Origin of the sequence: Mesorhizobium carmichaelinearum (assembly GCF_900199455.1) — a bacterium.
GTDB lineage: Bacteria > Pseudomonadota > Alphaproteobacteria > Rhizobiales > Rhizobiaceae > Mesorhizobium > Mesorhizobium carmichaelinearum.
The window spans coordinates 160,996-187,771 of record NZ_FZQR01000004.1; the positions used below are offsets into that span (position 1 = coordinate 160,996).

Here is a 26,776-nt window from a genome sequence, read left to right on the forward strand (position 1 = left end):
GCGACCGTAATATTAGCAGGTCTGCATCATAACCCCGCGCGGGCGTTTTCCCCCGGTATCGTCCCATTTTGGGACGGGCATTCTGGCATTGCTCTTGCGTCGGACAGTGTGCCGGTTGATCCCGGTCCTGATCGCGTACCTGATCAGGTAGTAGGCTCGCCGGGCTTGAGGTGGTTGGGGTCTTCGCCCGGCGGGTTTCCATTCTCAGCAGTGAGAGCGGCCCGGCACCTACAGATTGGGATGTGAATAGGACGCCGGGCCTAGTCGACTTGGGGGTTCCTTCGGGGCAAGCCGGCTATTGCTTTCGTCGGCCCACGCTCATCGTCACAGGCGGCGTCGGCTCCACAGGGGGGGTAGGGTGCTGATCGGCCGTGTTGCCTGCCATCACGTTTTAAACCCTGCGCAGCTTTGATCACTGCCTTGCGGCTGTTGCCGTGTTTCAGGATCAACTCCCAGACCAGGTCCGCTGTCAAACCGTTCTCCGAAGCAAAACATTCGACCTCATGGTCGTGAATAGCATCATGCCAGGCCTTATAGCCGCCCATTTGGGACTCCGCTCTAGGCGCCGCGTGCAAAGATATGAGCTACTGCTAATATAGGCGAAACATGCGAACGAATGGCATCGCTGATGACTGACAAACCGGCCACGAGCTACATCGTCAGCGTGTTCGAGAAACCGCACTGGCGCCTTCGCCTCTCTGCCGGCCATAGGAGCCGCAACCGGGGCGGCGGGAGCAGTTTCGATCCTTCCCGCTACTGAACCGCCGGAACACGCACCGCTACGTGTCAGGCGCCTTGCCAGGGAGCTTTCCGCTGCCATGAACGAATGGAATGCAGATATCGGCGACGCATGGAAAGCGCACATCTATGCCGCCGGCTCCAGACCTCACCCGATAGAGTTTGAGAACATCGGCAGCCCGCGCGAACGGCTGGACTTTCAGGCTCGCGAATTCGCCCGCGCCGCTCGCGACCTCGACCCGCTAGCAACGGATTGCTGGATTGGCAATGGCGTGGGGGACAACCCGCAACGGTTCATGGTCGCTGTGAGCCGAAAGGGGTGCGCCTATGACGGCCCAGTCAGGAAGCTGAAGCCGCTCGGGATGCCGAAGGGGATGAATCCGCGCGAGTGGCGCCAGTCGGTCGAGAAGCGCCTGAACGACCTTCTGGACCGCGCCATGTCGCTCATCACGGCGCTGGACATGATGGAGGTCGGTGCGATCTCGAGGATCCGGCCGACGATGAGCCTTCGCTGGGCTGGGGACACCGCGGCGGGCAGTCATTCCTGTCCGCCACCGCTCCCAACCTCCCGCCCGGCGACTCGTGCGATCTGGAGCTCGATAACTGCGATGACGAGGACGGCGGGGATGCCGAGCCGTGCCCGGATATCTACGGCGAACGCGTCATGTGGCTCGACGACATGGCATCGCAGGAAGTGCTTGTGATATCTGGCATCTGAAATTCGTCACCCGTGACGAATATGGCCCGCCGCCTCACGGTGGCGGGCCGTCACTTCTAATGGTTGTGGGACTGCTGGAATCCGGCCACGTCGTATTGAGAAACGCTCTTTGGATTGTTTGAATTCTGCGGCTGGGTGCCTGCGTATTTTCCGTCAGCAACTCCACCCGGGTTGAAGGCTGAGCCTGGAGCAGAGCTGGCATGGCCAGGCGTGGCGTTTCCTGTGTCAGCGGTTCCGATCGTTTGGCTGGGCTGACCCGGCGCGCCTGTTACGGTGTGGACATTGCCGGCCAAGGCCGTGCCGGCGGATGCTGCGAACAAGGTAGCCGCCATCAGCGCGAGAAGACGTTTCATGGTTTTCTCCTAGAGCATGCGTTTCAGGAGGGCGCTCGGATTTGCGAGCACCCGGCATGAAGTACAAACGCTTTTCGGACCACCATTCATCCCGAGAATCGCTTCCGGGGGCCCTGCTGCTTCGGTGGCGGGCCTTTAAGTTGGGGACATCGGAACAAAGAGAACGGCTATTTGGTTTCAGGTGACGGAGGAACCGATGCCAAATCAAGCCAAAGAGCCACGGCCGGCGCCCGACCCGAACAAGACGCCTGTCGATGACGAAGCAGCCCCGGAGCCTAAGCATATCGATCCGCCACCGCGAGACGTGCGAGAGGCGCCGGTACCAAATCCTAACGGCGACAAGACGTGACCGCTAGGCTGCTGCCTCACGGTGGCGGGCTTTCTGACTGTAGCCGGATCATTCCCCAAACCTGCAAGTCGCCGCCGGTAAGCTCAAACACGATTGGTTCGCCCCGGAAATCAGAGTAGCGAATCCAACGGGGCAGAATCGTGAATAGTTGTGCCCCTTGCTTCAGAAACTCCGCTTCAAGCGGACAGTTAGCTATGTGAACATCCCTCAACCGCTGTTCTTCGTCAGCCTTGGCAGGCCGGGCCCGGCCTTCAATTTGAACGGTGACGTTTTCGTCCCAACCGATCACCATGGCGATCCGGCTGTCTCGTTCGATATTTGCCAGCTTCCGACTTCCAGGAAAACTGTCGAACACGATGTTGAGATCCTCGCCCAACGTCACCTGTATGACGGCTGCCTCTGGAGACCCATCCGGATTTACGGTGCTGATAGCCCCGAGTTTATGCCTAGCCAGAAAATTGCGAACAAGTTGCCGTCGCTCGTCCCCGTGCATTTTACACGTCCTGCGAATGGCCGCGACCCTAACATCGGCACCCTAACCGTACTAGCTGTGCGCCCGCTGCTTCGGTGGCGGGCTTCTTACGGCTGGGGGTACCGCCATGCTGCGAGCAGGCTTGATAGACGAGAATCGGTGCTGGCGACTGCCTCGTTTCAGGGTGATCCTCAAGGTACTTACAAGCGATGTCCGTGGCTTGTTGAGCTACCACGCCATCGGGGATGCAAATGAATTTCTTCGGCACGACAGGCTGTCCCGTCGCTTGATCAATCACACCCACATTCAGATCGGTTAAGTCAGCCGATGACGTAGCCCTGCGCAAACCGAGGCGAGGAAGTGCATAAGTCGTGCAGTTGGTTACCGCTGAAGAAGCCGGCCTGCGCCGGAATTACCGACGCAATCAACAGCGCCAGGGCCGACCATCGACTTTTCCCCACAAGCTCTCTCCCCATGTCCATAATCGCATGCATGGACCAGCCGATAGTCGCAGGAAAGGCATAGTGCCGCAATCAGCCTGCGAGGGTGCGGCCAATTGCTATCCCTATGCCGATAGCCAAACCGGTCGTCAGGTTTGCGGCTAAGCGAATCGCCGATGCTGCAGCAAAAGCGCGCCAATTCCCCCTTGGTCGGGCTCGCTGCAGCCTGATCAGATCATCAAAAACGTGGTCCATGGTCATTCTCTCCTTCGCGTGTAGATCAGCGCCTAGCGAAGTCGAGTTGTGTAGATATGCTGTCGATCAGCCGTTTTGCGACCGATCACGAAAATTCTGAAACCGTTGGAAATATTGGCTCCCGGGTCGAATGAAACCGCGAACTACGAGCTGCCGATCCCCCTCGATACTACGCCAGAACCTTCCATCGAGATTCGCAAACGCGACCGCGAGCGAGCTGAGCGCGTCCGATTGGCCGGCGGGCCGAGCGCGCTGTCGCATTTGCCCGCGAAAAGGGTGAAGTGCGGACGCGCGACTTGACTGAGATCGGAATTCCCCGCTGCTATCTGGCCCGCATGTGTGGTGAGGGGCTGCTCATCAAGGTTTGCTACGGAACCTACCGCGCCACAGATCGCGAGCCGGCATGACTCGGGATCGCCGCATGCACCGGCGGCTTCAGCCCCGTTTGTAGCCGGCGGTAACCTCATCCTTGTGGGCGGCGAAGGCTGCCAGGACCTCTGCCTTCTCGGGCTTCGGAACCTTGAAGTGGTCCAGCGTCCGCCCGAGTTCCGCTGCGACCTCATCGAACTCGGCGGGAGAGATCCGCAAGTCCCGGTGGGCCTCTTCAAGACCGAGCGGCGTCGTGCCGGGCTTGGTGGCGACGAACTTGAAGGGGCCACCAGAAACGTCGCAGACCCACAGTGTACGCATGAACTTGAGGCCGGGCAGCCTGCGAAGGTTCTTGGTGTGCCATTTCCGCAGCTGTGGGTTCTTGGACTTCTGGCCGACTATGGGGTTTTTCACGACTGCATCGCTAAAGTGGTCCACCACCGCTGCGATGGCGAACACGCCTCCCAGCCGCTCGTAAAGACTTTTCTCAGGCGTGGTTTGCTTGGCCTGCGCTTGCGCGTTGTCTGTAGCCAATACGGCCGTCGACGCGGCGGCTACCGCCAGCCCTGCGACGACACTTCGTCTTGTGAAAGAGGTCGAAACAGCCGTTTTCATCTCTGGGGTCCTTCGAGTTGAGCCAGAGCAAGCCGCAGCCTGTCTGGCGGCTTCAATGAAGTATGTTCCTACTTTGCCTTAACCCGGCACCGTCTGAGGAATTAACGAAGCCTCCGCCCGAATTATTCCGATTAATCGCATTCCCGCCGTCGAGATGTGTCAACGATGAAGACCCACGCCACGCTTCGCTGCTGGATCAAGCGCGGCGAAATCGACGAGGAGGTGGACAGCCTCTATCGAACGATCCTCGACGCGATTGTGCATTACGACCCCGGTCTGCCCGAATAGGCCTTGCCATCTAGATCGAGGCGAGGAATATAATCCTCCCGTTGCGGCGAACCCCTCAAAACGGAGTCACTTCCGCTGCCACCAGAAAGCTCTCGATTTCTGCCGGCGATAACTGCTTTGACGGTTTTGATCTGGCCATTTGGCGCTGCACACGAGCATTATCAAGCCGTTTATATCGCCACATTGCGACCACTACCGGGCAACGCGGACCCTGCATGAGGTGCTGTTGAAGGCCGTGCGGGAACTGACCGGGAAGGAAGTCGAGTTCATTCAGTGGAACACCACGGGGCCGGTGCGGCCCTCTACGGCTGGGTAGCCAACGCAGGCAGCCGGATATATCTTTCAGCCGGCGGAACGTTTGTAGCCGCCCCGGTGTTATCACCATGGTCCCCGCATAGGGATCATAAAGGGCCTTGCCCCCTCTTGGCCCTAGTTTGAGTCCGCTGTCTCCCCGGCAGCGGACCCGACGCATTCAGGTGATCGCCGGCATCCCTCAAAACGCAAAATGCCCAACGACTTAACTGCCTCCAGCTCGACTGAATACAACCGTGCCATCGTCTTTGCGAACTTCCACCGCCACGATACCGGACTTTCGATCTGGAAAGGTCAATAGCGCGTGGTCCCGTGCCGCTTTCTCGGTATCGAAGGGCGTCTTCTCCACGATGCCCTTTTTTCCCGTACCATGTCACCGTGTAGGCCACAGCTGCGACGCTCCTTTCTCCAGGCGCTTGATTTTGCTGGCCAGCAATTCAAAGGACGCGTCTAGCCCCTTGACGGCGGCGTGAAGGGCAGCAGTAGCCGCCGCCAGATGGTCTTCAGGTTTGCCATTGTCGTTCGCTAGATCGGTGCGTTGAGGCAGCGACATGAGGGAACTATGCGCCTAGTCGGGGTGTCAGTCTACGGGGTCGGCGAGGGCGCTAAGATCGAGGAGATCAAGCCCAAGAATCGCTAGATCCTGCAGTGAATGGAGGGGTGGGTCATTTTGCCTCCTGTCCCATTTCAGGGACTAGGGTGCTGGCATCGCTCTTGCTTAGGAGAAGGTGCCGGCTAATCCCGGCCCTGATCGCGTACCTGATCAGGTAGTAGGCTCGCCGGGCTTGAGGTGGTTGGGGTCTTCGCCCGGCGGGTTTTCTCTTAGGCCTTTTGTTTTGTGGCCCTGTATTCGGCTTCCCACGGCAATGCGTCAAAGTCCGGCTTGTGGTTGCCGGACCGGTAGGCGTCCTGGCCGATATAGCTGCATTTGCCGCTCTCCAGGATGCAGGCAAAGGGCGGACTTCCTGGGCATCGGTAAAGGCCTACTGCTCTTTCCATGCGAGAAGATGTCCCACGGAGGGTCATGCGTGTCGCCGTTCATTGTGATGAAGGCAACAGGGACGCGCGATTGCAGCGGCCCGGCGCGCACTTGTTGGGCAGTAGCGCACCGGGCCTAACCGGCGAGGCTTCGAGGGGCGGGCGCCGGCTGGCGAATATATGTGCCAATGCTAATATATAAGAAGCATGCGAATGAAGGAACCAAAGGCAAAGGTCAGCAGATGACCGACAAGCCGGCCACAACCTACGTCGTAAGCGTGTTCGAGAAACCGCATTGGCGCACCATCCTCACCACCAAGGACAGGGCCAGCAGTCATCGGGCCTTGCGTACGTTGCGGAAAGGCTAGCGCGCCGACTGTTTCTTGGCCTGTGCGGCGATAGCGCAGAGGAAGGCCAATGCGGCGGCATCGCATGCCTCCCGTGATGGCCCCTTTGCGAAAAGGACTGCGTCCGCGGCTGGTATTGTCAAACCATGCTTTCTGGCGAATGAGGCGACTTCGTAAGGCTGATTTTCTGGTTGATTGCCGGCGTCGAAATCGTAATCCATAGATTGAATTCCTCCCAGTTCGCGACCTTTTCCCTCTCCGCCTGAGGTAAAATTAACTGCCGGGGTGTCGCGCGAGTCTAGCAACTGAGGATTGCGTAAATCGATATAACTCCGAAACCCGCCTACGTCTTGTTGTTTCCAAGCATCTAAGGACGCGGGATCCTGCTACAATCCCCCATGGCCGTTCGAATGGCGGTTGTCCTGGCACTTATTTTCGCCTTCGCTTACGGATTCGCAAAACTCGTGGAACGTTATGGCGGTTTGGGCGATCGGCCCTCTCCGTGTGCTGGAAACCCTGATTGCACACACCCGAAGGTGCCATCTCCTGAGCCTAAGCCTTCCTAAGCCTCACCCCAGCGCCGCCGCCATTTTCGGGAATGAACTCGACGCCAGCCGATTCGAGGGCTACGCGCATTTTGTCCACGCTGCTGACTCGTGCATCCTGCCCAGCTTCGAAACGGTTCACAGTATTGCCTCCAACGCCTGCCGCTTTGGCAAGGAAGCGGCGGCAAAGGCTCTCATCGACGCAATCGACGGCATAATGGCGCAGACGGAAGCGACCATGGCCGGCGTGATGATCAAGCCCCCGGCGTTGGCGGCGTGGGGCCTCGTCCAAGACCGGCAACGGTTATTGACGCCACAGGCGGCGGCGTGGGGGCCGGCGCTTGGTCCATCGGTCGTTCGCATGGCAGGGGAGGCATGACCATGGCTGACGTTATAAACAAGGTGACCTTCACCGGCCTGGAAAGCCAGATCTGCGACGCGTTCAACATGGTCGACGTTCTCATGGACATGTGCGAGACGCATTTCTGCAAGTCCGGCGATGACAACATCATCGTCACCAGCACGGAAGCAGCCCGGCTTTTCTTCATCGCCTGTCAGGCGCTGCCTCACGGTGGCGGGCTTTTGCATGCGACTGCGGAAACTGATCCAGAGCCCGGTCGCGGGAGGAACGAGTCGGCCAGCCTTCGCGTTGTTCACGATCGAACCGATGGAGGTAACCGTGAGGAAGCTGATACTCGCGTCCGTGCTCGCGATTGCTGGCACGGCCGTTGTAGTCGAACCGACGCAAGCGCAATTTCTCTTTTCGCCCTTCGGGGGCTATAACGGTGACTTTTTTGGTGGCTTCGGAGGATTTCCGCCCCCCTATCGCCACTATTACAACCGAGATTACTATGGTGACCAGTACTATGCGGAGCAATATCGCCCGTACTATCGATACCATCACCGGCACTATTACCGGCACTACCGCCACCACAGGCATCACCACCATAGGCACTACTACCACTATTGAAATACGACGACCTGTCGCATTTGGCCCGCTGCCTCACTGTGGCGGGCTTTCCGCTTTGTAGGGGCTAATAGCGGGATCAACGGGCATAATTCAGCCGCTCAACTTGTGCCGCGCGTAGGCGAGTGCCATCATCCTTGATGGCTCGCGACCCAATTAAAGTCATTGAGGCAAGGCGCCGTTACAACGCCAAGCACCGCGAAGAACTCCTAGCGAAGGGACGTTCTCCTGCTGCGCTGGAAAAACAGCGGAAACGGCGTGCCGAGAATCCAGAGAAAGCGGCCGAACATAGACGGCTGTTCAAACTGAGGCATCCAGACCGCGTCAAAGCCGGCTGGAAAGCCTATCGCGTGGCCAACAGCGAAAAAATCGCGACGTACCAAGCAAGCTATTCAGTCGAACATAAGCCGAGATCCTGGCTACCAAGCGCGTATATTGGGTGAAGAACCGCGACAAGGTCGAAATGTGGCAGGAGCGGCGCAAGCTCAGGGAACGATCCATAAATGCCATTCGCCACAATCCAGAGGATGTCATTCGGGTTGTGAGCAGGGCAGTCAGCGCAGCGCTCCCACGCTTCATGCGCGATGATGTCATCAACGCGATGCTCGAAGCGGTGCTATTGGGTGATCTGCTGCTAGAGAATGTCGGCATTCGCATGAAGGATTACGTCAGGGGGTACAACCGAGAATACGACACGTTCAAAATGCTTTCACTCGACGCGCCCATGGGAGGGACGGACGACCTCAGGCGAATCGATTTGCTGGAAGCGCCGGCTTCATATGAGCCCGAAGGGGACGAGGAAGACCCGGATATAGTGATGCTCAAGGGTGGATATTCCCGCTGGTGAGCTGTTCGCCGCGTGCCTATTGCGTGCCATCCTCCGATGGAGATGGGGAGCGCAGATTCGCTAAGCTATTGAAAATGTTTGGCTCCCCGGGCCGGATTCGAACCAGCGACCAACCGGTTAACAGCCGGTTGCTCTACCACTGAGCTACCGGGGAACGGAGGCTCTTTGAGCAAGTGGCGCAGCCTATAGCAAACACCTTTCGGCTTTGCAAAGAAGCATTTCGCTTTTTTCCGAGACTTTTTCGCTCAGGCGTTTCTCGCAATCGGTCGGCTCCGTCCTCATATTAGCCGTCTTGGCGATAGGCGCGGAACCGAAAGGGCGGTCGCGGCTTTTGTAAACAGGCATTTTCGAGTCACGAGACAAGCGACCATACAGGCAGCCATTGGCGATGACGGCAGCAGACGAAGACCGGATACCGGCACGAAAGATCTCGATCTTCGGGCGCGATTTCGCCATGCCGCAATCGCGCGGCCTCAGAATCACGATCGGCATTCTTTTGACCATCGGCGGCATTCTCGGCTTTCTGCCGATTCTCGGCTTCTGGATGGTTCCGATCGGATTGCTGGTGCTTTCCTATGAATTCGCCATGGTACGCCGCCATCGGCGCCGCTTCGTCGTCTGGTGGGAGCGGCGGCGACGGCCGGACGGAACGGCGGGCACCAAGCCGCGCCTTTGACCACGTCATCCTTCCGCAGAGTTATGCCCTTGTTCGGGTTTAGGATTTTTGCGTATCGGCGTTTCGGTCCGCACGTCTCTCCAGATCCTCGCGGATTTCCTTGAGAACGGCGGCAGCCGAGGCGAGGCGCGCACGGTCGCGCGGCGAAAGTCTGGCTGCGCCGTCTATTGCAAGGCAGTCGATTGCATAGCGCAACAATCCCTCGCATCCCGGTCGCGACAAGCCGTCCCAGGCATTCGTTCCGATGTTCGGGCTTGCTGGCCGCATGGCGCACTCCTCCACCTTTATCAACGGTTGCCGGGGCGTGGAGTTTCTCGTGATCTCCTGCTACACTTAACGCTCTGCTAATATGTGTTGTGGCCATTATGGCTGCGACGCTTGATGTGGAGGGTTGGATTCTTGCAGAGGAAACCGCGTGGAATGCGTGGTGGCCGCTTGACGCCATTTTCGCCGCAACCTATTGGAACCGGGTGGAACGCCGGGAGCAACGAGGCCTCGTGGCGGAGTGGTTACGCAGAGGACTGCAAATCCTTGCACCCCGGTTCGATTCCGGGCGAGGCCTCCAATGCCCCAGGCTCCTGCGCGCAAGCGCCGGAGCCTGAAGTTCCAGTCGAAATGGGCCGCGGTTCTGGCGCGGCAGGCAGATTGGTTGGGACATGAGCGCTGATTTCTCCGAGCTTCGCGTCAAGATGGTCGATGGTCAGGTGCGCACCACCGACGTGACAAGCGCCCCGCTGCTGGAAGCCATGCTTTCCGTGCCGCGCGAGGTTTTCGTCGGCGACCGCCAGCGCGATCTTGCCTATATCGACGCAGACGTACGCATTGCCGACGGCACCAATGGCGCGCGTTATCTCATGGAAGCATCGCCACTGGCCAAGCTGATGCAGCTGGCCGAGATCAGCCCAACCGATTCGGCGCTCGATGTCGGCTGCGGCAGCGGCTATGCCTCGGCCATATTGTCGCGGCTGGCGCGGTCGGTCGTGGCACTCGAAAGCGATTCGGCCCTTGCGCAAACCGCGGTGTCGACCCTTTCCGGCCTTGGCTGCGGCAATGTGACCGTGGTCCAGGGTGCGCTGGCGCAAGGTCATGCGGCCAAGGCACCCTATGACGTCATCTTCATCGGCGGCAGTGTCGAGAACGTGCCGGCACCGCTGCTCGATCAGCTCGGCGAAGGTGGCCGACTCGTCGCGGTCGAAGGGCAGGGCAATTCCGGCGTGGCGCGACTTTTTTTTAAGGCTGGGGGGGTTGTAACCGGCAGACGGGCATTTAATGCGGCAATTAAGCCACTACCCGGCTTCGAACGTGAGCATGCCTTTGAATTCTGAATGATTTGTGCTTGCAGCAAAGGCTTTGTCATGGTCGCTTGGACTTGAACAATCGTTGCTGATCTCAGACTGGGGGCACTTTGGGACCGAGCGACAGGGAACATAACAACACGCCACTCCGGCTCCTTTAGCGAGAAGCCGGCGCGGCGCGGTTCCCATGGAAAACGAATGAGGGATATACCCGTGCCGTCTGTATCCAAGACCCTTTTTGCCGCCATCCTCGTTTCCGCGACCGCGCTGTCGCCCCTGACCGCCTCGGCGGAGACCATCACCGGCGCGCTCGCCAAGGCCTATCAGTACAATTCCACGCTCAATTCGTCCCGCGCCGGTGTGCGCGTCACCGACGAAGGCGTGGCCATTGCCAAGTCCGGCTGGCGCCCAACCATCAACGGAACTGCCGACGCGAATTATGTGAACACGCGCGCCAGCGGCGCCAACAGCAAAACGGGGTCGGCCAGCGTCGGTATCGTCATCAACCAGACCCTGTTCGACGGTTTTCAGACCAGGAACAATGTGGCGGCCGCGGAAGCCCAGGTGAAGGCGTCGGTGGAGAGCCTGCGTAACACCGAAGAGAACACGCTGTTCAATGCGGCCAGCGCCTATATGGACGTGATCCGCGATCGGCAGATCGCCGTACTGACCGAACAGAACCTGCAGTTCCTGACCGAGCAGGCGCGCGCCGCGCGCTCGCGTTTCGAGGTTGGCGAGGGCACGCGCACCGACGTTGCGCAGGCCGATGCGTCGCGCGCCTCGGCCGTAGCTTCTCTCAGCGCCGCCCGCGCGCAGGCATTGGCCAGCGCCGCGCTCTATCACCAGATCGTCGGCGACGAGCCGGGCAAGCTCAAGCCGGCTGCGCCATTGGCGAAGCTGTTGCCGTCGAGCCTCGCTTCGGCGATTGCCATTGGTTCGGCCGAACATCCGGCCATTCTCTCCACCCAACATCTGGTCGACGCGGCCGCGTTTTCGGTGAAGTCGGCGGAAGGCGCCCTGTTGCCGCAGCTTACCGCCTCTGCCGGTATCTCGGATGACTATCTCAATCGTAATCCGAACATCGGAACGAACGGCAATTCGACCTCGGCCAATATCGGCGCGACATTGACCATTCCGATCTATTCGGCCGGCCGGACTTCGGCGGTCGTGCGCCAGAACAAGGAATCGCTGGGCGAGGCCCGTATCCAGGTCGATGTCAGCCGTGACCAGGTGCGCCAGGCCGTTGCCACCGCATGGTCGCAATACACCGCCGCGCAGCAGAGCGTCTCGGCCAACAAGCAGGTGATCGATGCCGCGCAACTGGCGCTGAACGGCGTTATCGAAGAGCGCAATGTCGGCCAGCGCACCACGCTCGACGTGCTCAACGCGCAGGCCACCGTCATCACCGCCAAGATCAACCAGGCCAATTCCGAACACGATGTGGTGGTGGCGAGCTATGCCATCCTGTCGGCGGTGGGTCGCCTGTCGGTCGACCGGCTGGGCCTGGCGGTGACCAAATACAAGCCCGAAGAGCACTATAACGCCGTCAAGGACAAGTGGATCGGCGTGCGCACGCCGGACGGCCGCTAGGCGCCGACAGGGACTTGTGGAGCGGGACCTTCGTTGTGAAATGGTCCTGCTTCGATTTCCTGCTCTAATCTGTTGAAATCCCACATGTCCCCAGATTGGGGATTCTCGTGCAGCGATCCGTCGGTTACGCTGTCGCCATGATTCGAATCCGGCTTGTGCCGGAGCGGAAACCCACAGGGGTCACAAGGGCGGCGGATGTGACGATGGCCACGGCAAGCAGCGCACAGCGCGAACCTTCCATGGAAGAGATACTGGCTTCCATCAGGAGGATCATCGAGGACAGCGACAACGGCCGCAAGCAGCCGGGCGAGGCCGAAGAGTTGCGGCAGGATCTGGAGCCATCGCCCAGCGAGGCGCCGGCAGCAGACGTCGATGCGTTTCGTGCCGAGTTGCATGCCGCCCCCGAAGTCAGAAAGCCGGTCGCGCTCGCGGAAGTCCAGGCACCTTCGCTCGAGCCCGCGCGCATGGAATCGCAGACGCGTGCCGATCCCGTGCCGGTCAAGCCGTCGATGACGCTTGCCGAGGTCAGCGCCAGGATCGCCGCCGAGCCGGTGCCTGTCGTCAGGACCGACGCGCCAATGGTCCCGAAGGCTGGGGTCCCGCAGGCTGAGGCGCCGCAGGCCAGCGCGACAAGCGATACCATCGTTGCCGATTGGCGGCGCGAGATCGCGGCGGTCGGAGAGCAAGCGAAAGCGATACCGGACAGGAATATCCGCAAGCCGGTCGCGCAGCCCGAGGCGGTCGTCCAGCCCGAGACAGCGGGGAGCGACCCGGTGGTGGAGGCTGCGATCGAGCAGCCTTCTTCAAGCGGTGCGCCGGCAGGCACCGCTCAGGCACGTGCGGCGGCAAATGAAGCGCCCACGGCGCGTCCGGCAATCCTGTCCGAACACACTGGCCGTCAGGTCGCAGCCGCCTTCGGCGAGCTGTCCGATGCCTTTGCCAGCCGCAGCAAGAAGACATTCGACGAGATGGCCGAGGAGATGCTGCGGCCGATGCTGCAGGACTGGCTGGACAACAATCTGCCGACGCTGGTTGAAAGGCTGGTGCGCGAGGAGATCGAGCGCGTCGCGCGCGGCGCGCAGTAAGTCTCTCAACCTATTCAGGATCGAAGCGCCGCCCTCGGGCGGCGTTTCTGTTGGTAAGGTCGCTCGCGATGATCATGGCAAAGGAGATTGCCCTTTTAAAGCCATGTGTGGTTGCTCCCCTTGGCCGATGGACCGACAGTTGACGTACAGCTATCGATTGCGGGCGATGGTTCCGATGCTGACCGATGAAGAGTATCGGGAGGTCGTCGACGACCCCGCAACGCTGTATTTTCAGGTCAAGAGGTTCATTTCCCAGCATGGACAATGGACAGAAATGAAGCATCCGGCGGCGGATCGCTATCGGGAGCGGACCGGAGTAACACTTCATCATACTTTCTGGCTCCTGCATGTCCGCCGCTCCGACTACGGCCCCGACTGCCCGGCCTGCGGAAAGCCCTACCGGACACCAAGGGCGAAGTTTTGCGCCGAGTGCGGGCATGGGCTTCCGTTGAAATGAGCAAGGTCCCGCCTATTTGCTTCTCATGAACCGAGGCGGCCCTTGCGGTTGACTTGGCCAAGACCTTCCGATTTACACCGAACCAGCAAAAATCCCGACAGCGCGGACCATTTTCCCATGCTTGAAAAGACCTACGACGCAAAGACCGTCGAGCCGAAGATCGCCAAAACCTGGGAAGAGGCGGACGCCTTCCGCGCCGGCGCAGGCGCCGAGGAGGGGGCCGAGGCCTTCACCATCGTCATCCCGCCGCCCAACGTCACCGGCTCGCTGCATATGGGCCACGCGCTCAACAACACGCTGCAGGACATTCTGGTGCGCTTCGAGCGCATGCGCGGCAAGAACGTGCTGTGGCAGCCGGGCATGGACCATGCCGGCATCGCCACGCAGATGGTGGTCGAGCGCCAGCTGATGGAAAAGCAGATCCACCGCCGCGATCTGACGCGCGAACAGTTCATCGAGAAGGTTTGGGAGTGGAAGGCCGAATCCGGCGGCGCCATCTTCAACCAGCTGAAGCGCCTCGGCGCCTCGGCCGACTGGTCGCGCGAACGCTTCACCATGGATGAAGGCCTGTCCAAGGCCGTGCTCGAAGTCTTCGTCACCCTCTACAAGGAAGGCCTGATCTACAAGGACAAGCGCCTTGTGAACTGGGACCCGAAACTGCTGACCGCAATCTCTGATCTCGAGGTCGAGCAGCAGGAGGTCAACGGCAATCTCTGGCACTTCCGCTATCCCGTGGAAGGCGAGACCTTCGACCCGGAAAATCCGAAAACCTTCATCACAGTGGCGACCACGCGTCCCGAAACCATGCTGGGCGATACGGCGGTGGCGGTGCATCCGGACGACGAGCGGTACCGGCACCTGGTCGGCAGGAACGTGGTGCTGCCGATCGTCGGCCGCAAGATCCCGGTGGTGGCGGACGAGTATTCCGACCCCGAAAAGGGTTCGGGCGCGGTCAAGATCACGCCGGCGCATGATTTCAACGATTTCGAGGTCGGCAAGCGCCACAAGCTGCCGGCCATCAACATCCTGACCGTCGAAGCCGCCATCAAGTTGAAGGACAACGAGGACTTCCTCGCCGGCCTCGATGTGACGCCGGAGCGCCAGGCAGTGTGGGATGAGCTCGACGGCCTCGACCGATTCGTCGCGCGCAAGAAGATCGTCGAGCTGATGGAAGCTGGCGGCTTCCTCGACAAGATCGAGCCGCATCGCCATGCCGTGCCGCATGGCGACCGCGGCGGCGTGCCGATCGAGCCGTTCCTGACCGAGCAGTGGTATGCCAATGCAGCCGAACTCGCCAAGCCGGCGATCGCCTCGGTGCGCGAAGGCCGCACCAATTTCGTGCCGAAGAACTGGGAGAAAACCTATTTCGACTGGATGGAGAACATCCAGCCCTGGTGCATCTCGCGCCAGCTGTGGTGGGGGCATCAGATCCCGGCCTGGTACGGACCGGATGGGCGCGTCTTCGTCGAGAAGACCGAGGAAGAGGCGCTGGGTGCCGCGATCGAGTACTATCTGGCGCTCGAAGGTCCCTGGAAGGCCTGGGTCGAGGACAAGCTGGAAAACTACAAGCCCGGCGAGATCCTGACCCGCGACGAGGATGTGCTCGACACCTGGTTCTCCTCGGCGCTGTGGCCGTTCTCGACCCTGGGCTGGCCGGACCAGACACCGGAGCTGAAGACTTATTACCAGACCGACGTGCTGGTGACCGGCTTCGACATCATCTTCTTCTGGGTCGCCCGCATGATGATGATGGGCCTGCATTTCATGGATGAGGAGCCGTTCCACACCGTCTATGTGCATGCGCTGGTGCGCGACAAGAACGGGCAGAAGATGTCGAAGTCGAAAGGCAACGTCATCGACCCGCTCGACCTGATCGACGAGTTTGGCGCCGATGCGCTGCGCTTCACGCTGACGGTGATGGCGGCGCAAGGACGCGACGTGAAGCTCGACCCGGCGCGCATCGCCGGCTACCGCAATTTCGGCACCAAGCTGTGGAACGCGACACGCTTCGCCGAAATGAACGAAGTCGCGCGCAATGACGATTTCTGGCTGAACGACGCCAAGCTGGCGGTCAACCGCTGGATCCTGACGGAGCTGACGCGGGCCGCGCGGGAGATCACGGACGGCATCACCTCATACCGCTTCAACGAGGCGGCTGGTGCTGCCTACCGGTTCGTCTGGAACCTGTTCTGCGACTGGTACCTGGAGCTGCTGAAGCCGGTGTTCATGGGCGCGGACGAGGCGGCCAAGGCCGAAAGCCGCGCCTGCGTCGCCTTCGTGCTCGACGAAATCTACAAGCTCTTGCACCCGATGATGCCGTTCATGACGGAGGAGTTGTGGGCGCAGACGGCGGGCGAGGGCAAGGAGCGCGAGTCGCTTCTGTGCCATGCCGCCTGGCCGTCGCCGGACTTCGAGGACGCTGATGCGGCCGCCGACATCAACTGGCTGGTCGATCTCGTCTCCGGCATCCGCTCGGTGCGCTCGGAGATGAACGTGCCGCCAGCGGCGATCGCGCCGCTGGTCGTGGTCGGCGCCAACGATGTGACGCGCGAGCGGCTGGTTCGCGAGGACTCGGCGATCAAGCGGCTGGCGCGCGTCGGCGACATCTCGCTGGCTGACGCCGCACCCAAGGGCTCGGCGCAGATCGTCCTCAACGAGGCGACGATCTGCCTGCCGCTCGGCAGCCTGATCGATCTCGCCGCCGAGGCTGCGCGGCTGCAGAAGGAACTGGCCAAGGTGACCGAGGAAATCGCGCGCCTGCACAAGAAGCTGTCGAATGAACGGTTCGTCGCCAGCGCGCCGGCCGAGATCGTCGAAGCCGAGCGCGAAAAGCTCGCCGAATACCGCGACGCGCAGGACAAGCTTTCTGTGGCGTTGACCAGGGTTCGCGACGCCGGTTGAAGGGCAGATTCGCGAGGCTTTAGCTGTCTCTAAAATGACGGTCTTTTGCCTCGAAAGTGGGCATTCCGTTGCGTTAATGTTGACGTAAACGGAAGTTTTAGCCCCATTGTTGCCATAATGTAACAATGGGGCCGATCTCCCCTGAAAAGTGGCTGTTTTTGAGCCTTTTCGGGCGAGTTTTCCTCATCTTCTGACCGGATAGGCACGCCTAGGGCCGTTTTTCGGCCTTGCCGTGCCTGTCTGCATTTTGTCGAAAATGCGTTTGGCAAGCATGTACATGTACGCCCCAAGAATTCGTTGTTGCGCCGTTAACCCGAATTGGTTCTAGCTTGATGCACTCGAATTCGGGGAGGACATTCATGACTATTTTGCGACTGAAAGCACTGCTGGGGGCGGGGTGCTTTTCGCTTGCTTTGATCGGGACGGCAATGAACTGGGCGCATGCCGGTGGCATTGAGCGTGGCGGTTACGATATCGATCTTCTGTTCGATCCTGCGCCGTTCGCGACGGAAGCGGAATCGACTTATGTTATGCCGCAACGCAAGCTCAAAAATGCGGTGGACACCAACCCGCTCGACGGCAATTTGACATTCCTCGGCAGCACGGCGAAGGACAGCAAGAGCTACTGGGTGCCGCGCATCGGCGTCAAGGCGCAGGTCGTTCAGGGTGTCGACTGTATGTTCGACTATTCCCAGCCTTGGGGCGCGCACACCAATCCAGGTCTGTGGGCCGGCGCCGAATCCAACATGGAAACCGACATCAAGAGCAACAACTACGCCACGACTTGCTCCTACAAGATGGATGCCGGCAAAGGCCAGCTTCGCTTCATCGGCGGCGTTTATTACCAGGAAGTCTATGGCTTCAAGAAAGACCTGGTGTCGCCGCTGGTACCGGGTTTCCAGGGCACCGGCCAGGTTGATCTCAAAGGGACCGGCTGGGGCTGGCGTGTCGGCCTTGCCTATGAAATCCCTGACATCGCGCTGCGCGCCAGCCTCGTCTACAATTCGCGGGTCAAGCTCGACAATATCTCGGGCACGCTGGATCTGACGCATGTTGGCAGTGTCGTGCTGCCGATCTATGCCTCAACACAGTACATGCCGGACACGGTGGAGTTGAAGTTGCAGTCAGGCATTGCGCCCGGCTGGCTCGCTTTCGGTTCGTTGAAGTGGGTCAATTGGAGCCTGCTGCAGAGTGTTCCGATTTGCGTAGTCGGCACTCCTTCGGCGGCCTGCGTTACGGGTGATGCTCTGCATTCAGGCCAGATCACCTCGCTGGATTTGATGTATCGCGACGGCTGGACCGTCACGGGCGGTATCGGCCACAAGTTCAACGATCAGTGGAGTGCGGCCGGCCAGCTTTCCTGGGATCGCGGCACGTCACATGGCTATGGCTCGCAGACCGATACCTGGACCGTGGGCGGTGGCGTCGCCTATACGCCGCAGCCCAATATCGAGGTTCGACTGGCCGGTGCGATCGGCGTGCTGACCAGCGGCCATTCGGGAACAGTGAATGGCGAAAACGGCTATGTGGCCGGCAATGAGGTCAGCTACGACTTCGGCAATGATCTGGTCACGGCAATTTCCGGCGGCATCAAGATCAAGTTCTAACCTATTGAAAGTTTGACAAAAAGGCCGGGCATTGCCCGGCCTTTTTCGTTTGGGCCGGCGTTGCCGCTGGCTCCGGTATCCAAGCTGCGTTGCATATAAGCCGCACTGGTGCCGCCTCGTGCGATTGTGACGTTTTGGCAACACTTTCTGAACAACCCCTGCGCTACAAATCCGCCTGAGGAAATTGCCCATTTCCCGCCATAAACCCGGCGCACCTCGAAATGGTCTCGGGACACGCGCCAAAAGGCTCGGCGATGGGACAGGCCGCACCGCCCGCGGCAAGGATGAGAATGGACGCCAAGGTCATTTCAAAGGCTAAGCTCCCTAGCCGCCACGTGACTGTCGGTCCGGCGCGTGCGCCGCACCGTTCCTATCTCTATGCTATGGGCCTGTCGGCGGCCGAGATCGCGCAGCCGCTGGTCGGCGTCGCGTCCTGCTGGAATGAAGCCGCCCCCTGCAACATCTCGCTGATGCGCCAGGCGCAGGTGGTCAAGAAGGGCGTCGCGGCCGCCAGTGGCACGCCGCGCGAATTCTGCACCATCACCGTCACCGACGGCATCGCGATGGGCCACCAGGGCATGAAGTCGTCGCTGGTGTCGCGCGAGGTCATTGCCGATTCGGTCGAACTCACCATGCGCGGCCACTGCTACGATGCACTGGTCGGCCTTGCCGGCTGCGACAAGTCGCTGCCCGGCATGATGATGGCGATGGTGCGGCTCAACGTGCCGTCGATCTTCATCTATGGCGGTTCGATCCTGCCCGGTAGCTATCGCGGCCGGCAGATCACCGTGCAGGATGTGTTCGAGGCGGTCGGCCAGCATTCGGTCGGCACGATCGGTGATGCCGAGTTGCTCGAGATCGAGCAGGCGGCCTGTCCGTCGGCCGGCTCCTGCGGCGCGCAGTTCACCGCCAACACCATGGCCACCGTCGCCGAGGCGATCGGTCTGGCGCTACCCTATTCCTGCGGTGCGCCGGCGCCTTACGAAATGCGCGACCGCTTCAATTTCGCCTCGGGCGAAAAGATCATGGAGCTGATCGCGAAAAATATCCGGCCGCGCGACATCGTCACGCTGAAGGCGCTGGAGAATGCGGCGACCGTGGTTTCCGCCACCGGCGGCTCGACCAATGCCGCCCTGCATCTGCCGGCGATCGCGCATGAGGCTGGCATCAAATTCGACCTCTTCGACGTCGCAAAGATTTTCGAGAAGACACCCTACATCGCCGACCTCAAGCCAGGCGGCAAATATGTCGCCAAGGACATGTTCGAGGCCGGCGGCATTCCGCTGTTGATGAAGACGCTGCTCGACCATGGCTATCTGCATGGCGATTGCCTGACGGTCACTGGCCGCACTTTGGCCGAAAACATGGAGCATGTTGCCTGGAATGAACACCAGGATGTGGTCCGCCCGGCCAACAGACCAATTACCCAAACCGGCGGTGTCGTGGGGTTGAAGGGAAACCTTGCCCCCGAAGGCGCGATCGTGAAGGTCGCGGGCATGGCGGAGTTGAAATTCTCCGGCCCGGCGCGCTGCTTCGATTCGGAAGAGGAATGTTTCGAGGCGGTGACGCATCGCAACTACAGGGAAGGCGAGGTCCTCGTCATTCGCTACGAAGGACCGCGCGGCGGTCCGGGCATGCGCGAGATGCTGTCGACGACGGCGGCGCTCTACGGCCAGGGCATGGGTGGCAAGGTGGCGCTGATCACCGACGGCCGTTTCTCGGGCGCGACACGCGGCTTCTGCATCGGCCATGTCGGGCCGGAAGCGGCCGTTGGCGGCCCGATCGGTCTCATCCGGGATGGCGACGTGATCTCGATCGATGCGGTGAATGGCACGATCGACGTGGCGCTGACCGAGGCCGAACTGGCGGCGCGGGCAAAGACATGGAAGGCGCGCACGACCGACTACCAGTCGGGCGCGATTTGGAAATACGCACAGACGGTCGGGTCTGCCCGCGACGGCGCGGTCACCCATCCGGGCGGTGCGAAAGAAACACACTGCTATGCGGATATCTGAGTTGTTGAGGTCATCTGTCCTTCCGGCACTGGTCGCTGTCGCGATCTTTGGCGCCGCGGGCCAGGCTTTGGCCTTCGACGACAAGGTGTTCGACGACAAGACCGGCGTGAAGCCGCAATCGAGTCCCTGGGCGGTGTTCCAGTTCGGCTTCTCCGCTTACAAGAACGGCCACAAGGAACAGGCCGCCGAAGCCTATAAATACGCCGCCGAAAACGGCCAGATCGGCGCCACCTGGAAGCTTGCCCGCATGTATGCCGAGGGCGACGGCGTGGCGCGCGACGACTATGAGGCGTTCAAGTTCTTCTCCGAGATCGTCGACCAGGATGTCGAGCCCGGCTCGCCGGAAGAAAGCTACGTGTCCGACGCGTTGGTGGCGCTCGGCGATTATCTGCGCACGGGCATTCCCGGCAGCCCGGTCACCGAGAACGAGGTGGCGGCGCAGGAATATTATATGCGTGCCGCCGCCAACTACCGCAATCCGAACGCCCAGTTCGAGATGGGGCAGATGTTCCTGAAGGGCGAGGGCGGCGTGAAGGCCAGCGTCAAGCAGGCCGGGCGCTGGTTCCAGCTCGCCGCCGAGAAGGGCCATGCCGGCGCGCAGGCGACGCTTGGCCATCTCTTGTTCCAGAGCGGCAAGATCGTTCGCGGCCTGGCGATGATGACCGCGGCGCTCGAGCGCGCCTCGCCCGCCGATCAGCCCTGGATCCGCGGCATGCAGGAAGAGGCTTTTGCTGCCGCCGGCGAAGCCGACCGGCGCACGGCGATTTCGCTCGCCGACGATATCCTGACCAAGGGCACCGCCAACACAGACCAGTAGGTCGTCTGCCGATCTCCCCCCTCGTGGAGGTGTTTGGACCGGGGGATTGGCAGCCTGGTTGCCGGCGCGTTTTCTTGCAACGTTGGAGATTGGCGAAAGCAGTTGCGACAGCCGATCTCCCCCCGTGTGGGGGAGATGTCCGGCAGGACAGAGGGGGGCGCTGTCCCGCCAGCCTTGCTGTTATTCTGACGTACCCGCAACACCGGCCACGATTACAATATGTTGGCAGACATTGTCGATGTCGCGGATGACGTCGTCGTTCCAGAAGCGCAGGACAGCCCAACCGTCTTGCTCCAGGCGCAACGTCCTTGCTTCGTCGCTGTCTGCGGCGTCGGCTTCCGCATGCTGGGAGCCGTCGACTTCGACGACAAGTTTCTTCTCCGGGCAGGCGAAGTCGACAATGTACCCGGCGACCGGAAATTGTCGACGGAAGCCAAGCCCCATCAACCGGTGCGCGCGAAGCTGGTTCCAGAGCTTCAATTCGGCTGATGTCATGACCTTGCGCATCGATCTGGCGCTTGCGCGATGTCTTGGAGGCAATGGCGTATGAGGCATTGCGATGCTCGGTCACTGTTGAGGCTGGCGCTCTACGGCGCCCCCCTCTGTCCTGCCGGACATCTCCCCCACGAGGGGGGAGATCGGCTAATGGGAAAAATCAGTTCTCGGTCGGCTCCGTCGGTACCATGCTTGGCGCGGGCGTCGAGATCGGCGTGACGTGTAGGTGCGGCGCCATCGTGTTTTCGGGGCAGCTGTCGCCGACCTTGGTCCAGGATGTGTTGTTGAGCACCATCTCGCAGCGTGCCAGATGGCTCTGGTCGGCAACCGTCAGGCAGGCGACCTGGCCGAGCGGATAGGATTTTCCGTTGGCAAGACATTCCGGGGCGGCGAAGGCCGGCAACATGGCGGCCGTGGCAAATGCCACGCCGATCGGACAAACAACAAATCGAATGGTCATGGGAACCCCAGCCGCCATGATGATTTTCCATCATGCGCCCGATTTGTGGCGATACAACGTCCGGACGATCCGACGGCAGAAGGGTCCCGGTCAGGCCGGCTGCAGCGCGAGGTCGATCGCCACCGGCACGTGATCGGATGGCTTTTCCCAGGCGCGCACATGTTTTTCGATCGAGGCCGAGGAGAACCGGTTGGCGGCTTCCGGCGACAGCAGCAGATGGTCGATGCGGATGCCGTTGTTCTTCTGCCAGGCGCCGGCCTGATAATCCCAGAAGGTGTAGGTGTCGGGTGCATCGGTGACCGCGCGCACCGCTTCGGTGAAACCGAGGTTGAGCAACCTCCGGAAGGCCTGTCGCGTCTGCGGCTGGAACAGCGCGTCGCCCAACCAGTTCTCCGGAAAGCGCGCGTCGATCGGCTCGGGAATGACGTTGTAGTCGCCGGCCAGCACCAGCGCCTCTTCCAGCCTCAGCCGCTCTTCGGCCCAACGCTCCAGCCGCGCCATCCAGGATAGCTTGTAGGGGAATTTCTTGTCGTCATCGACCGGATTGCCGTTCGGCAGATAGAGCGAGGCGACTCGAAGCGCACCCTTGTCGGTCGAGAACACGCCTTCGATGAAGCGCGCCTGCTCGTCGGTGTCGTCGCCAGGGAGGCCACGATTGACTTCGTCAAAGCGCAGCTTCGACAGCAGAGCGACGCCATTAAAACCCTTCTGGCCATGGGTTTCGACATTATAGCCCAGAGCCTCGATCTCGGCCCGCGGGAACTGATCGTCCACCGTCTTGATCTCCTGCAGGCAGACGATGTCGGGCGCGCTCTCGGTCAGCCAGTGGGTGAGGTTGCCGATGCGGGCGCGCACGCCGTTGATGTTCCAGGTGACGATTTTCATGACGGTCTTATTCTTCCTGCGGCGGGTGGCGTTCGACGAGCCCGATCGTATTGCCTGCCGGGTCCTTTAGGAAGGCCATCCACTCGCTTTCCCCCGCCGGACCGAACTGGCCTTCGGTATCGCGATGCACGAGCGTCGGTGGCGCGGTGAAAGGGACGCCTGCGGCTTTCGCCTGCGAATGGAAGTCATCGAGGCCCGCAATGTCGAGATAGACGGTACCGGCCGGTATGCCGTCGGTGAACAGCAGGCGCACGTCGCCGGCCATGATGAAGGCGATACCAGGGGGATCGTAGCGGGCGTGAACGCCCATGCCGAGCACATCGCGCCAGAAGGCCAGCGTCGAATCAAGATTGCGTCCGGCTGACAGCGCGACCTGACGGACCGCGCCGATGGCAGGCATGCCGCTAGATGGAGAAACTGGTGCCGCAGCCGCAAGAGGCGACCGCATTCGGATTGCGGATCTGGAAGGACTGGCCCATCAGATCGTCGACAAAGTCGATCACCGAGCCGCCCATATAGACCAGCGACAGATCGTCGATCAGCACCGTGGCGCCATCCTTCTCGATGGCGACGTCGTCGTCGTTGCGCGTGTCGACCAGGTCGAACTTGTAGGAAAAGCCGGAACAGCCGCCGCCTTCGACGGAAACGCGCAGCGCCGTCTTGCCGGCCTCGCCAGAGACAATCTTGGCGATCCGCTTGGCTGCGGCTTCGGTCATGTCCACTTTCATGGCGGTCTTGGCATCAGCGCCCATGGGCGTCACCTTGCTTTCGGTTTCACATGATAGGTATGAAGCGCAAGGGGCCAAGTCAACTGCGGCAGCATCAGCCATGACCAATGAGTTGGGCGACATCGGGTTCGGCTATCGGCCGCGCGCGGCCTATGCCACGGATCCGGCGCGTTCGCGCGGCCGGCTGTTCGACGAGGTCGAAAGCCCGACCCGCACGCCGTTCCAGCGTGACCGCGACCGCATCATCCATTCGACGGCGTTCCGGCGGCTCAAGCACAAGACCCAGGTCTTCATCGCCCATGAGGGCGACCATTACCGCACGAGGCTGACCCATTCGATCGAAGTGGCGCAGATCGCGCGTGCGCTGGCGCGGGCGCTACGCGGCGACGAGGATCTCGCCGAAGCGGTGGCGCTGGTGCATGATTTCGGCCACACGCCCTTCGGCCACACCGGCGAGGACGCGCTGAACGACAAGATGGCGGCCTGGGGCGGTTTCGATCACAACGCGCAGTCACTGCGCATCGTGACGCGTCTGGAGGCGCGCTACGCCGAATTCGACGGGCTGAACCTGACCTGGGAGACGCTGGAAGGCCTGGTCAAGCACAATGGTCCGCTGACGGACGCCAGCGGCAAGGGCCTCAAGGGGCCTGTGCCGCAGGCGATCCGCGATTATTCGGAACTGCAGGATCTCGAACTCGACCGGTTCGCCGGCATCGAGGCGCAGTGCGCGGCGATCGCCGATGACATCGCCTACAACACGCATGACATCGACGACGGCCTGCGGGCAGGGCTGCTGACGCTTGATATGCTGGAGGCGGTCTCGCTGCCGGGAACGATCCTGGCGAGCGTGCGTCAACGCTATCCCAGGCTCGATGACGTGCGCACCGGCCACGAACTGATGCGGCGGCAGATCACCGCCATGGTCGAAGATGTCATCGTCTGCGCGACCGCCAATCTCGAACGTGTCGGGCCGCAGAGCGCCGATGCGGTGAGGGCGGCGGGGGAGACGATGGTGACCTTTTCCGCCGAGATGGCCTCGGCCGAGAAGGAATTGAAAGCCTTTCTCTACAAGCACCTCTACCGGCACAAGGAGGTGATGCGGGTGCGCGCCGGTGCCGAGCAGATCGTCAGGGATCTGTTCGACGTCTATTTCGCCGACCCGCGCGCCATGCCGGACGGCTGGCGCGAGGGGCTGGACAGGGCCGACGATCGCATCAAGGCCCGCAGCGTCGCCGATTTCCTGGCAGGGATGACAGACACCTACGCGCTCAAGGATCACAGGCGTTTGTTTGACCGCACCCCGGATTTGAGCTAGGGCGGGCGCGATTTTGCCGGCCAACGAGCCGGATTCGCCCTAAAGCCGCCAGAGCAATACCATGAACATCTTCGCCGATTTCACCGCGCGAGTCACAAAGGCTGTCGAAGCGCTCGATCTGAAAGACAAGGACGGCGTTTCGCCAGACCTGTCGCGCATTGCCGTCGAACCGCCGCGCGACGCCAGCCATGGCGATCTCGCGACCAATGCGGCGATGGTGCTGGCCAAACCCACCGGGCAGAACCCGCGCGCGCTGGCCGAGAGGCTGGCGCTGGCGCTGCGCGATGATAAGGATGTCGCCGCCGCAGAGGTTGCCGGCCCCGGCTTCGTCAATCTCCGGCTCAAGGACGGTTTCTGGCAGGCGCATCTGTCGGCGCTTCTGAGCGAGGGCCGCAATTACGGCCGCTCGAAGGTCGGTGCCGGCAGGAAAACCAATGTCGAATATGTCTCGGCCAACCCGACAGGCCCGATGCATGTCGGCCATTGCCGGGGCGCGGTTGTCGGTGATGCGCTCGCCAATCTGATGGCGTTTGCCGGCTACGACGTGACCAAGGAATATGTCATCAACGATGCCGGCGGACAGATCGACGTGCTCGGTCGGTCGGTCATACTGCGGTACCGGGAGGCGCTCGGCGACGAGATCGGCGAGATTCCGACCGGCCTTTATCCAGGCGATTATCTGGTTCCTCTCGGCCAGGCGCTGGCGAAAGAGTTCGGCCGCGGCTTACTCCAAATGCCCGAGGATGAGGCGCTGGCCATTGTCAAAGACCGCGCGATCGACGCGATGATGGCGATGATCCGCGAGGATCTGGCGCTGCTCAACGTGCATCACGACGTGTTCTTCTCCGAGCGCACGCTGCATGCCGACAATGCCAGGAAGATCCGTTTGGCGATCAACGACCTGACGCTGAAGGGCCACATCTACAAAGGCAAGCTGCCGCCGCCCAAGGGCGAGAAGCCGGACGACTGGGAAGACCGCGAGCAGACGCTGTTCCGCTCGACGGCGGTCGGCGACGACATGGACCGGGCGCTGGTCAAGTCGGACGGATCGTTCACCTATTTCGCCGCCGATGTGGCGTATCTGAAGGACAAGGTCGATCGCGGCTTCGTCGACCTGATCTATGTGCTCGGCGCCGACCATGGCGGCTATGTCAAGCGTCTGGAAGCGCTGGCGCGGGCAATCGCCGGCAACGAGGTCAAGCTCACTGTCCTGCTGTGCAATCTGGTCAAGTTGTTTCGCGAGGGTGAGCCGGTCCGAATGGGAAAAAGGGCTGGGAATTTCGTCACGGCGCGGGAAGTCATTGAAGAGGTGGGCCGCGACGCGGTGCGCTTCATGATGCTGTTCCGCAAGAATGATGCGCCGCTCGACTTCGATTTCGCCAAGGTCACCGAGCAGTCCAAGGACAATCCGGTGTTTTATGTGCAGTACGCCTCGGCGCGCTGCCATTCGGTGTTCCGGCAGGCAGGCGAGCAATTGGGCGAGGCGAATTTCGATCGCAAAAGCCTGGCTGCCGCGACGGCTTCGCTCAAAGACGAGGGTGAGATCGGCCTGATCCGCAAGCTCGCGGAATATCCGCGCCTGATCGAGTCCGCCGCTCTTGCGCTGGAGCCGCATAGGCTGGCATTTTATCTCTATGATCTGGCTTCCAGTTTCCACGGACACTGGAACCGGGGCACGGATAATCCGGACTTACGTTTTGTTAAGGTTAACGACCGACAATTGACGCATGCCAGACTAGGGCTGGTGCAGGCTGTTTCGGACGTTCTGACGTCCGGCCTGACGCTGATCGGGGCCGCCGCGCCCACCGAAATGCGTTAGGTTTGACTAAAAAACCTGTCACCTTTTGCCCACATTGC

At 61.2% G+C, this 26,776-nt stretch carries 28 protein-coding genes, 2 tRNA genes and 1 pseudogene; 19 read left to right on the plus strand and 12 right to left on the minus strand.

What is annotated here, in order from left to right; translation table 11 throughout:
* Positions 1-818 precede the first annotated feature (818 nt).
* On the plus strand, positions 819-1,442 hold the full coding sequence (locus CKW40_RS10615; protein WP_095199877.1) for a hypothetical protein: 624 nt from the start codon (positions 819-821) through the stop codon (positions 1,440-1,442).
* A gap of 70 nt (positions 1,443-1,512) precedes the next feature.
* Here the strand turns inward: CKW40_RS10615 and CKW40_RS10620 are convergent, their stop codons facing one another.
* The 3 genes from CKW40_RS10620 to CKW40_RS45750 form a co-directional block, all read right to left on the minus strand.
* Positions 1,513-1,809, minus strand: coding sequence for an adenylate cyclase (locus CKW40_RS10620; RefSeq protein ID WP_095199878.1), 297 nt, complete (start codon positions 1,807-1,809; stop codon positions 1,513-1,515).
* Between the two features lie 365 nt (positions 1,810-2,174).
* Positions 2,175-2,651, minus strand: a complete 477-nt coding sequence (locus CKW40_RS10625; protein ID WP_095199879.1) for a pyridoxamine 5'-phosphate oxidase family protein — start codon at positions 2,649-2,651, stop codon at positions 2,175-2,177.
* Positions 2,652-2,679: 28 nt separating this feature from the next.
* The gene (locus CKW40_RS45750) at positions 2,680-2,934 is read right to left on the minus strand and encodes a Rap1a/Tai family immunity protein (RefSeq protein ID WP_369333055.1); all 255 of its coding nucleotides are present in this window, start codon (positions 2,932-2,934) and stop codon (positions 2,680-2,682) included.
* Positions 2,935-3,606: 672 nt separating this feature from the next.
* Between CKW40_RS45750 and CKW40_RS44580 the strand changes: the two genes are divergently transcribed.
* Complete coding sequence (locus CKW40_RS44580) at positions 3,607-3,732, plus strand: type IV toxin-antitoxin system AbiEi family antitoxin domain-containing protein (RefSeq protein ID WP_244571155.1); 126 nt, start codon at positions 3,607-3,609, stop codon at positions 3,730-3,732.
* A 28-nt stretch (positions 3,733-3,760) separates the two neighbouring features.
* On the opposite strand, the gene CKW40_RS10640 is transcribed toward CKW40_RS44580, so the two are convergent.
* Positions 3,761-4,309 carry a group I truncated hemoglobin gene (locus CKW40_RS10640; RefSeq protein ID WP_095199881.1) on the minus strand — a complete coding sequence of 183 codons (549 nt, stop codon included), beginning with the start codon at positions 4,307-4,309 and terminating at the stop codon, positions 3,761-3,763.
* A 195-nt stretch (positions 4,310-4,504) separates the two neighbouring features.
* On the opposite strand from CKW40_RS10640, the pseudogene CKW40_RS45345 reads away from it, so the two are divergent.
* Positions 4,505-4,597: pseudogene (locus CKW40_RS45345) on the plus strand (DUF768 domain-containing protein); the annotation flags it as partial.
* A gap of 685 nt (positions 4,598-5,282) precedes the next feature.
* Here CKW40_RS45345 and CKW40_RS44405 read toward each other — a convergent pair.
* Positions 5,283-5,462, minus strand: a complete 180-nt coding sequence (locus CKW40_RS44405; RefSeq protein WP_095199882.1) for a hypothetical protein — start codon at positions 5,460-5,462, stop codon at positions 5,283-5,285.
* A gap of 789 nt (positions 5,463-6,251) precedes the next feature.
* Positions 6,252-6,455: a hypothetical protein gene (locus tag CKW40_RS10665; RefSeq protein ID WP_095199884.1), complete on the minus strand. Its 204-nt coding sequence runs from the start codon at positions 6,453-6,455 to the stop codon at positions 6,252-6,254.
* A 283-nt stretch (positions 6,456-6,738) separates the two neighbouring features.
* Between CKW40_RS10665 and CKW40_RS45570 the strand changes: the two genes are divergently transcribed.
* The 4 genes from CKW40_RS45570 to CKW40_RS10680 all read left to right on the plus strand — a co-directional run bounded on the left by CKW40_RS45570 (position 6,739) and on the right by CKW40_RS10680 (position 8,593).
* Positions 6,739-7,158: a hypothetical protein gene (locus CKW40_RS45570; protein ID WP_179297913.1), complete on the plus strand. Its 420-nt coding sequence runs from the start codon at positions 6,739-6,741 to the stop codon at positions 7,156-7,158.
* Between the two features lie 2 nt (positions 7,159-7,160).
* Entirely contained in the window at positions 7,161-7,562 is a 402-nt protein-coding gene (locus CKW40_RS43715) for a hypothetical protein (RefSeq protein ID WP_179297914.1), read from the plus strand.
* A 321-nt stretch (positions 7,563-7,883) separates the two neighbouring features.
* On the plus strand, positions 7,884-8,189 hold the full coding sequence (locus tag CKW40_RS42855; protein ID WP_143748271.1) for a hypothetical protein: 306 nt from the start codon (positions 7,884-7,886) through the stop codon (positions 8,187-8,189).
* Complete coding sequence (locus CKW40_RS10680) at positions 8,186-8,593, plus strand: hypothetical protein (protein WP_095199885.1); 408 nt, start codon at positions 8,186-8,188, stop codon at positions 8,591-8,593. Before CKW40_RS42855 ends, CKW40_RS10680 begins: the two co-directional genes overlap by 4 nt.
* 79 nt (positions 8,594-8,672) lie before the next feature.
* On the opposite strand, the gene CKW40_RS10685 is transcribed toward CKW40_RS10680, so the two are convergent.
* Positions 8,673-8,747, minus strand: a tRNA-Asn gene (locus tag CKW40_RS10685).
* Between the two features lie 234 nt (positions 8,748-8,981).
* On the opposite strand from CKW40_RS10685, the gene CKW40_RS10690 reads away from it, so the two are divergent.
* The 10 genes from CKW40_RS10690 to CKW40_RS10740 all read left to right on the plus strand — a co-directional run bounded on the left by CKW40_RS10690 (position 8,982) and on the right by CKW40_RS10740 (position 21,036).
* Positions 8,982-9,269: a hypothetical protein gene (locus CKW40_RS10690; RefSeq protein WP_095200274.1), complete on the plus strand. Its 288-nt coding sequence runs from the start codon at positions 8,982-8,984 to the stop codon at positions 9,267-9,269.
* Between the two features lie 491 nt (positions 9,270-9,760).
* Positions 9,761-9,834: transfer RNA gene (locus CKW40_RS10700), tRNA-Cys, on the plus strand.
* A 91-nt stretch (positions 9,835-9,925) separates the two neighbouring features.
* Complete coding sequence (locus CKW40_RS10705) at positions 9,926-10,594, plus strand: protein-L-isoaspartate O-methyltransferase family protein (protein WP_095199886.1); 669 nt, start codon at positions 9,926-9,928, stop codon at positions 10,592-10,594.
* Between the two features lie 183 nt (positions 10,595-10,777).
* On the plus strand, positions 10,778-12,154 hold the full coding sequence (locus CKW40_RS10710; protein WP_095199887.1) for a TolC family outer membrane protein: 1,377 nt from the start codon (positions 10,778-10,780) through the stop codon (positions 12,152-12,154).
* Between the two features lie 203 nt (positions 12,155-12,357).
* Complete coding sequence (locus CKW40_RS10715; protein ID WP_095199888.1) at positions 12,358-13,239, plus strand: PopZ family protein; 882 nt, start codon at positions 12,358-12,360, stop codon at positions 13,237-13,239.
* 139 nt (positions 13,240-13,378) lie between these two features.
* A complete protein-coding gene (locus CKW40_RS10720; RefSeq protein WP_143748272.1) occupies positions 13,379-13,696 on the plus strand; it encodes a zinc ribbon domain-containing protein in 318 nt (105 codons plus the stop codon).
* Between the two features lie 117 nt (positions 13,697-13,813).
* On the plus strand, positions 13,814-16,597 hold the full coding sequence (locus CKW40_RS10725; protein WP_095199890.1) for a valine--tRNA ligase: 2,784 nt from the start codon (positions 13,814-13,816) through the stop codon (positions 16,595-16,597).
* A gap of 359 nt (positions 16,598-16,956) precedes the next feature.
* Positions 16,957-18,204 (plus strand): OmpP1/FadL family transporter, encoded by a 1,248-nt coding sequence (locus CKW40_RS10730; protein WP_095199891.1) that lies wholly within the window; start codon positions 16,957-16,959, stop codon positions 18,202-18,204.
* Positions 18,205-18,494: 290 nt separating this feature from the next.
* Positions 18,495-20,219 (plus strand): dihydroxy-acid dehydratase, encoded by a 1,725-nt coding sequence (gene ilvD / locus CKW40_RS10735; RefSeq protein WP_095199892.1) that lies wholly within the window; start codon positions 18,495-18,497, stop codon positions 20,217-20,219.
* Positions 20,206-21,036 carry a tetratricopeptide repeat protein gene (locus CKW40_RS10740; RefSeq protein WP_095199893.1) on the plus strand — a complete coding sequence of 277 codons (831 nt, stop codon included), beginning with the start codon at positions 20,206-20,208 and terminating at the stop codon, positions 21,034-21,036. The genes ilvD and CKW40_RS10740 overlap by 14 nt, the downstream gene beginning before the upstream one ends.
* A 180-nt stretch (positions 21,037-21,216) precedes the next feature.
* Here CKW40_RS10740 and CKW40_RS10745 read toward each other — a convergent pair whose 3' ends face one another.
* The 5 genes from CKW40_RS10745 to erpA all read right to left on the minus strand — a co-directional run bounded on the left by CKW40_RS10745 (position 21,217) and on the right by erpA (position 23,628).
* Positions 21,217-21,591, minus strand: a complete 375-nt coding sequence (locus CKW40_RS10745; protein WP_095199894.1) for an endonuclease domain-containing protein — start codon at positions 21,589-21,591, stop codon at positions 21,217-21,219.
* Positions 21,592-21,691: 100 nt separating this feature from the next.
* Positions 21,692-22,009 (minus strand): hypothetical protein, encoded by a 318-nt coding sequence (locus tag CKW40_RS10750; RefSeq protein WP_179297916.1) that lies wholly within the window; start codon positions 22,007-22,009, stop codon positions 21,692-21,694.
* 72 nt (positions 22,010-22,081) lie between these two features.
* Entirely contained in the window at positions 22,082-22,876 is a 795-nt protein-coding gene (gene xth / locus CKW40_RS10755) for an exodeoxyribonuclease III (RefSeq protein WP_095199896.1), read from the minus strand.
* Positions 22,877-22,883: 7 nt separating this feature from the next.
* Positions 22,884-23,276 carry a VOC family protein gene (locus tag CKW40_RS10760; RefSeq protein WP_095199897.1) on the minus strand — a complete coding sequence of 131 codons (393 nt, stop codon included), beginning with the start codon at positions 23,274-23,276 and terminating at the stop codon, positions 22,884-22,886.
* A 4-nt stretch (positions 23,277-23,280) separates the two neighbouring features.
* On the minus strand, positions 23,281-23,628 hold the full coding sequence (gene erpA / locus CKW40_RS10765; RefSeq protein WP_031259639.1) for an iron-sulfur cluster insertion protein ErpA: 348 nt from the start codon (positions 23,626-23,628) through the stop codon (positions 23,281-23,283).
* Between the two features lie 76 nt (positions 23,629-23,704).
* On the opposite strand from erpA, the gene CKW40_RS10770 reads away from it, so the two are divergent.
* Both CKW40_RS10770 and argS read left to right on the plus strand, forming a co-directional pair.
* Positions 23,705-24,919, plus strand: a complete 1,215-nt coding sequence (locus CKW40_RS10770; RefSeq protein WP_095200275.1) for a deoxyguanosinetriphosphate triphosphohydrolase — start codon at positions 23,705-23,707, stop codon at positions 24,917-24,919.
* Positions 24,920-24,980: 61 nt separating this feature from the next.
* Entirely contained in the window at positions 24,981-26,738 is a 1,758-nt protein-coding gene (gene argS / locus CKW40_RS10775; RefSeq protein WP_095199898.1) for an arginine--tRNA ligase, read from the plus strand.
* Positions 26,739-26,776 lie beyond the last annotated feature (38 nt).

Excerpts from the sequence above, each read along its gene's own strand:
- CKW40_RS10740 (WP_095199893.1), top strand. The coding sequence starts at position 20,206 with ATGCGGATATCTGAGTTGTTGAGGTCATCTGTCCTTCCGGCACTGGTC.
- xth (WP_095199896.1), bottom strand. The coding sequence starts at position 22,876 with ATGAAAATCGTCACCTGGAACATCAACGGCGTGCGCGCCCGCATCGGC.
- CKW40_RS10665 (WP_095199884.1), bottom strand. The coding sequence starts at position 6,455 with ATGGATTACGATTTCGACGCCGGCAATCAACCAGAAAATCAGCCTTAC.
- CKW40_RS10770 (WP_095200275.1), top strand. The coding sequence starts at position 23,705 with ATGACCAATGAGTTGGGCGACATCGGGTTCGGCTATCGGCCGCGCGCG.
- CKW40_RS10705 (WP_095199886.1), top strand. The coding sequence starts at position 9,926 with ATGAGCGCTGATTTCTCCGAGCTTCGCGTCAAGATGGTCGATGGTCAG.
- CKW40_RS10760 (WP_095199897.1), bottom strand. The coding sequence starts at position 23,276 with ATGCCTGCCATCGGCGCGGTCCGTCAGGTCGCGCTGTCAGCCGGACGC.
- CKW40_RS10625 (WP_095199879.1), bottom strand. The coding sequence starts at position 2,651 with ATGCACGGGGACGAGCGACGGCAACTTGTTCGCAATTTTCTGGCTAGG.
- CKW40_RS10730 (WP_095199891.1), top strand. The coding sequence starts at position 16,957 with ATGACTATTTTGCGACTGAAAGCACTGCTGGGGGCGGGGTGCTTTTCG.
- CKW40_RS10745 (WP_095199894.1), bottom strand. The coding sequence starts at position 21,591 with ATGCCTCATACGCCATTGCCTCCAAGACATCGCGCAAGCGCCAGATCG.
- CKW40_RS10715 (WP_095199888.1), top strand. The coding sequence starts at position 12,358 with ATGGCCACGGCAAGCAGCGCACAGCGCGAACCTTCCATGGAAGAGATA.
- ilvD (WP_095199892.1), top strand. The coding sequence starts at position 18,495 with ATGGACGCCAAGGTCATTTCAAAGGCTAAGCTCCCTAGCCGCCACGTG.
- CKW40_RS10750 (WP_179297916.1), bottom strand. The coding sequence starts at position 22,009 with ATGGCGGCTGGGGTTCCCATGACCATTCGATTTGTTGTTTGTCCGATC.
- CKW40_RS10620 (WP_095199878.1), bottom strand. The coding sequence starts at position 1,809 with ATGAAACGTCTTCTCGCGCTGATGGCGGCTACCTTGTTCGCAGCATCC.
- CKW40_RS10725 (WP_095199890.1), top strand. The coding sequence starts at position 13,814 with ATGCTTGAAAAGACCTACGACGCAAAGACCGTCGAGCCGAAGATCGCC.
- argS (WP_095199898.1), top strand. The coding sequence starts at position 24,981 with ATGAACATCTTCGCCGATTTCACCGCGCGAGTCACAAAGGCTGTCGAA.
- erpA (WP_031259639.1), bottom strand. The coding sequence starts at position 23,628 with ATGGGCGCTGATGCCAAGACCGCCATGAAAGTGGACATGACCGAAGCC.
- CKW40_RS43715 (WP_179297914.1), top strand. The coding sequence starts at position 7,161 with ATGGCTGACGTTATAAACAAGGTGACCTTCACCGGCCTGGAAAGCCAG.
- CKW40_RS10690 (WP_095200274.1), top strand. The coding sequence starts at position 8,982 with ATGACGGCAGCAGACGAAGACCGGATACCGGCACGAAAGATCTCGATC.
- CKW40_RS44405 (WP_095199882.1), bottom strand. The coding sequence starts at position 5,462 with ATGTCGCTGCCTCAACGCACCGATCTAGCGAACGACAATGGCAAACCT.
- CKW40_RS10640 (WP_095199881.1), bottom strand. The coding sequence starts at position 4,309 with ATGAAAACGGCTGTTTCGACCTCTTTCACAAGACGAAGTGTCGTCGCA.
- CKW40_RS10615 (WP_095199877.1), top strand. The coding sequence starts at position 819 with ATGAACGAATGGAATGCAGATATCGGCGACGCATGGAAAGCGCACATC.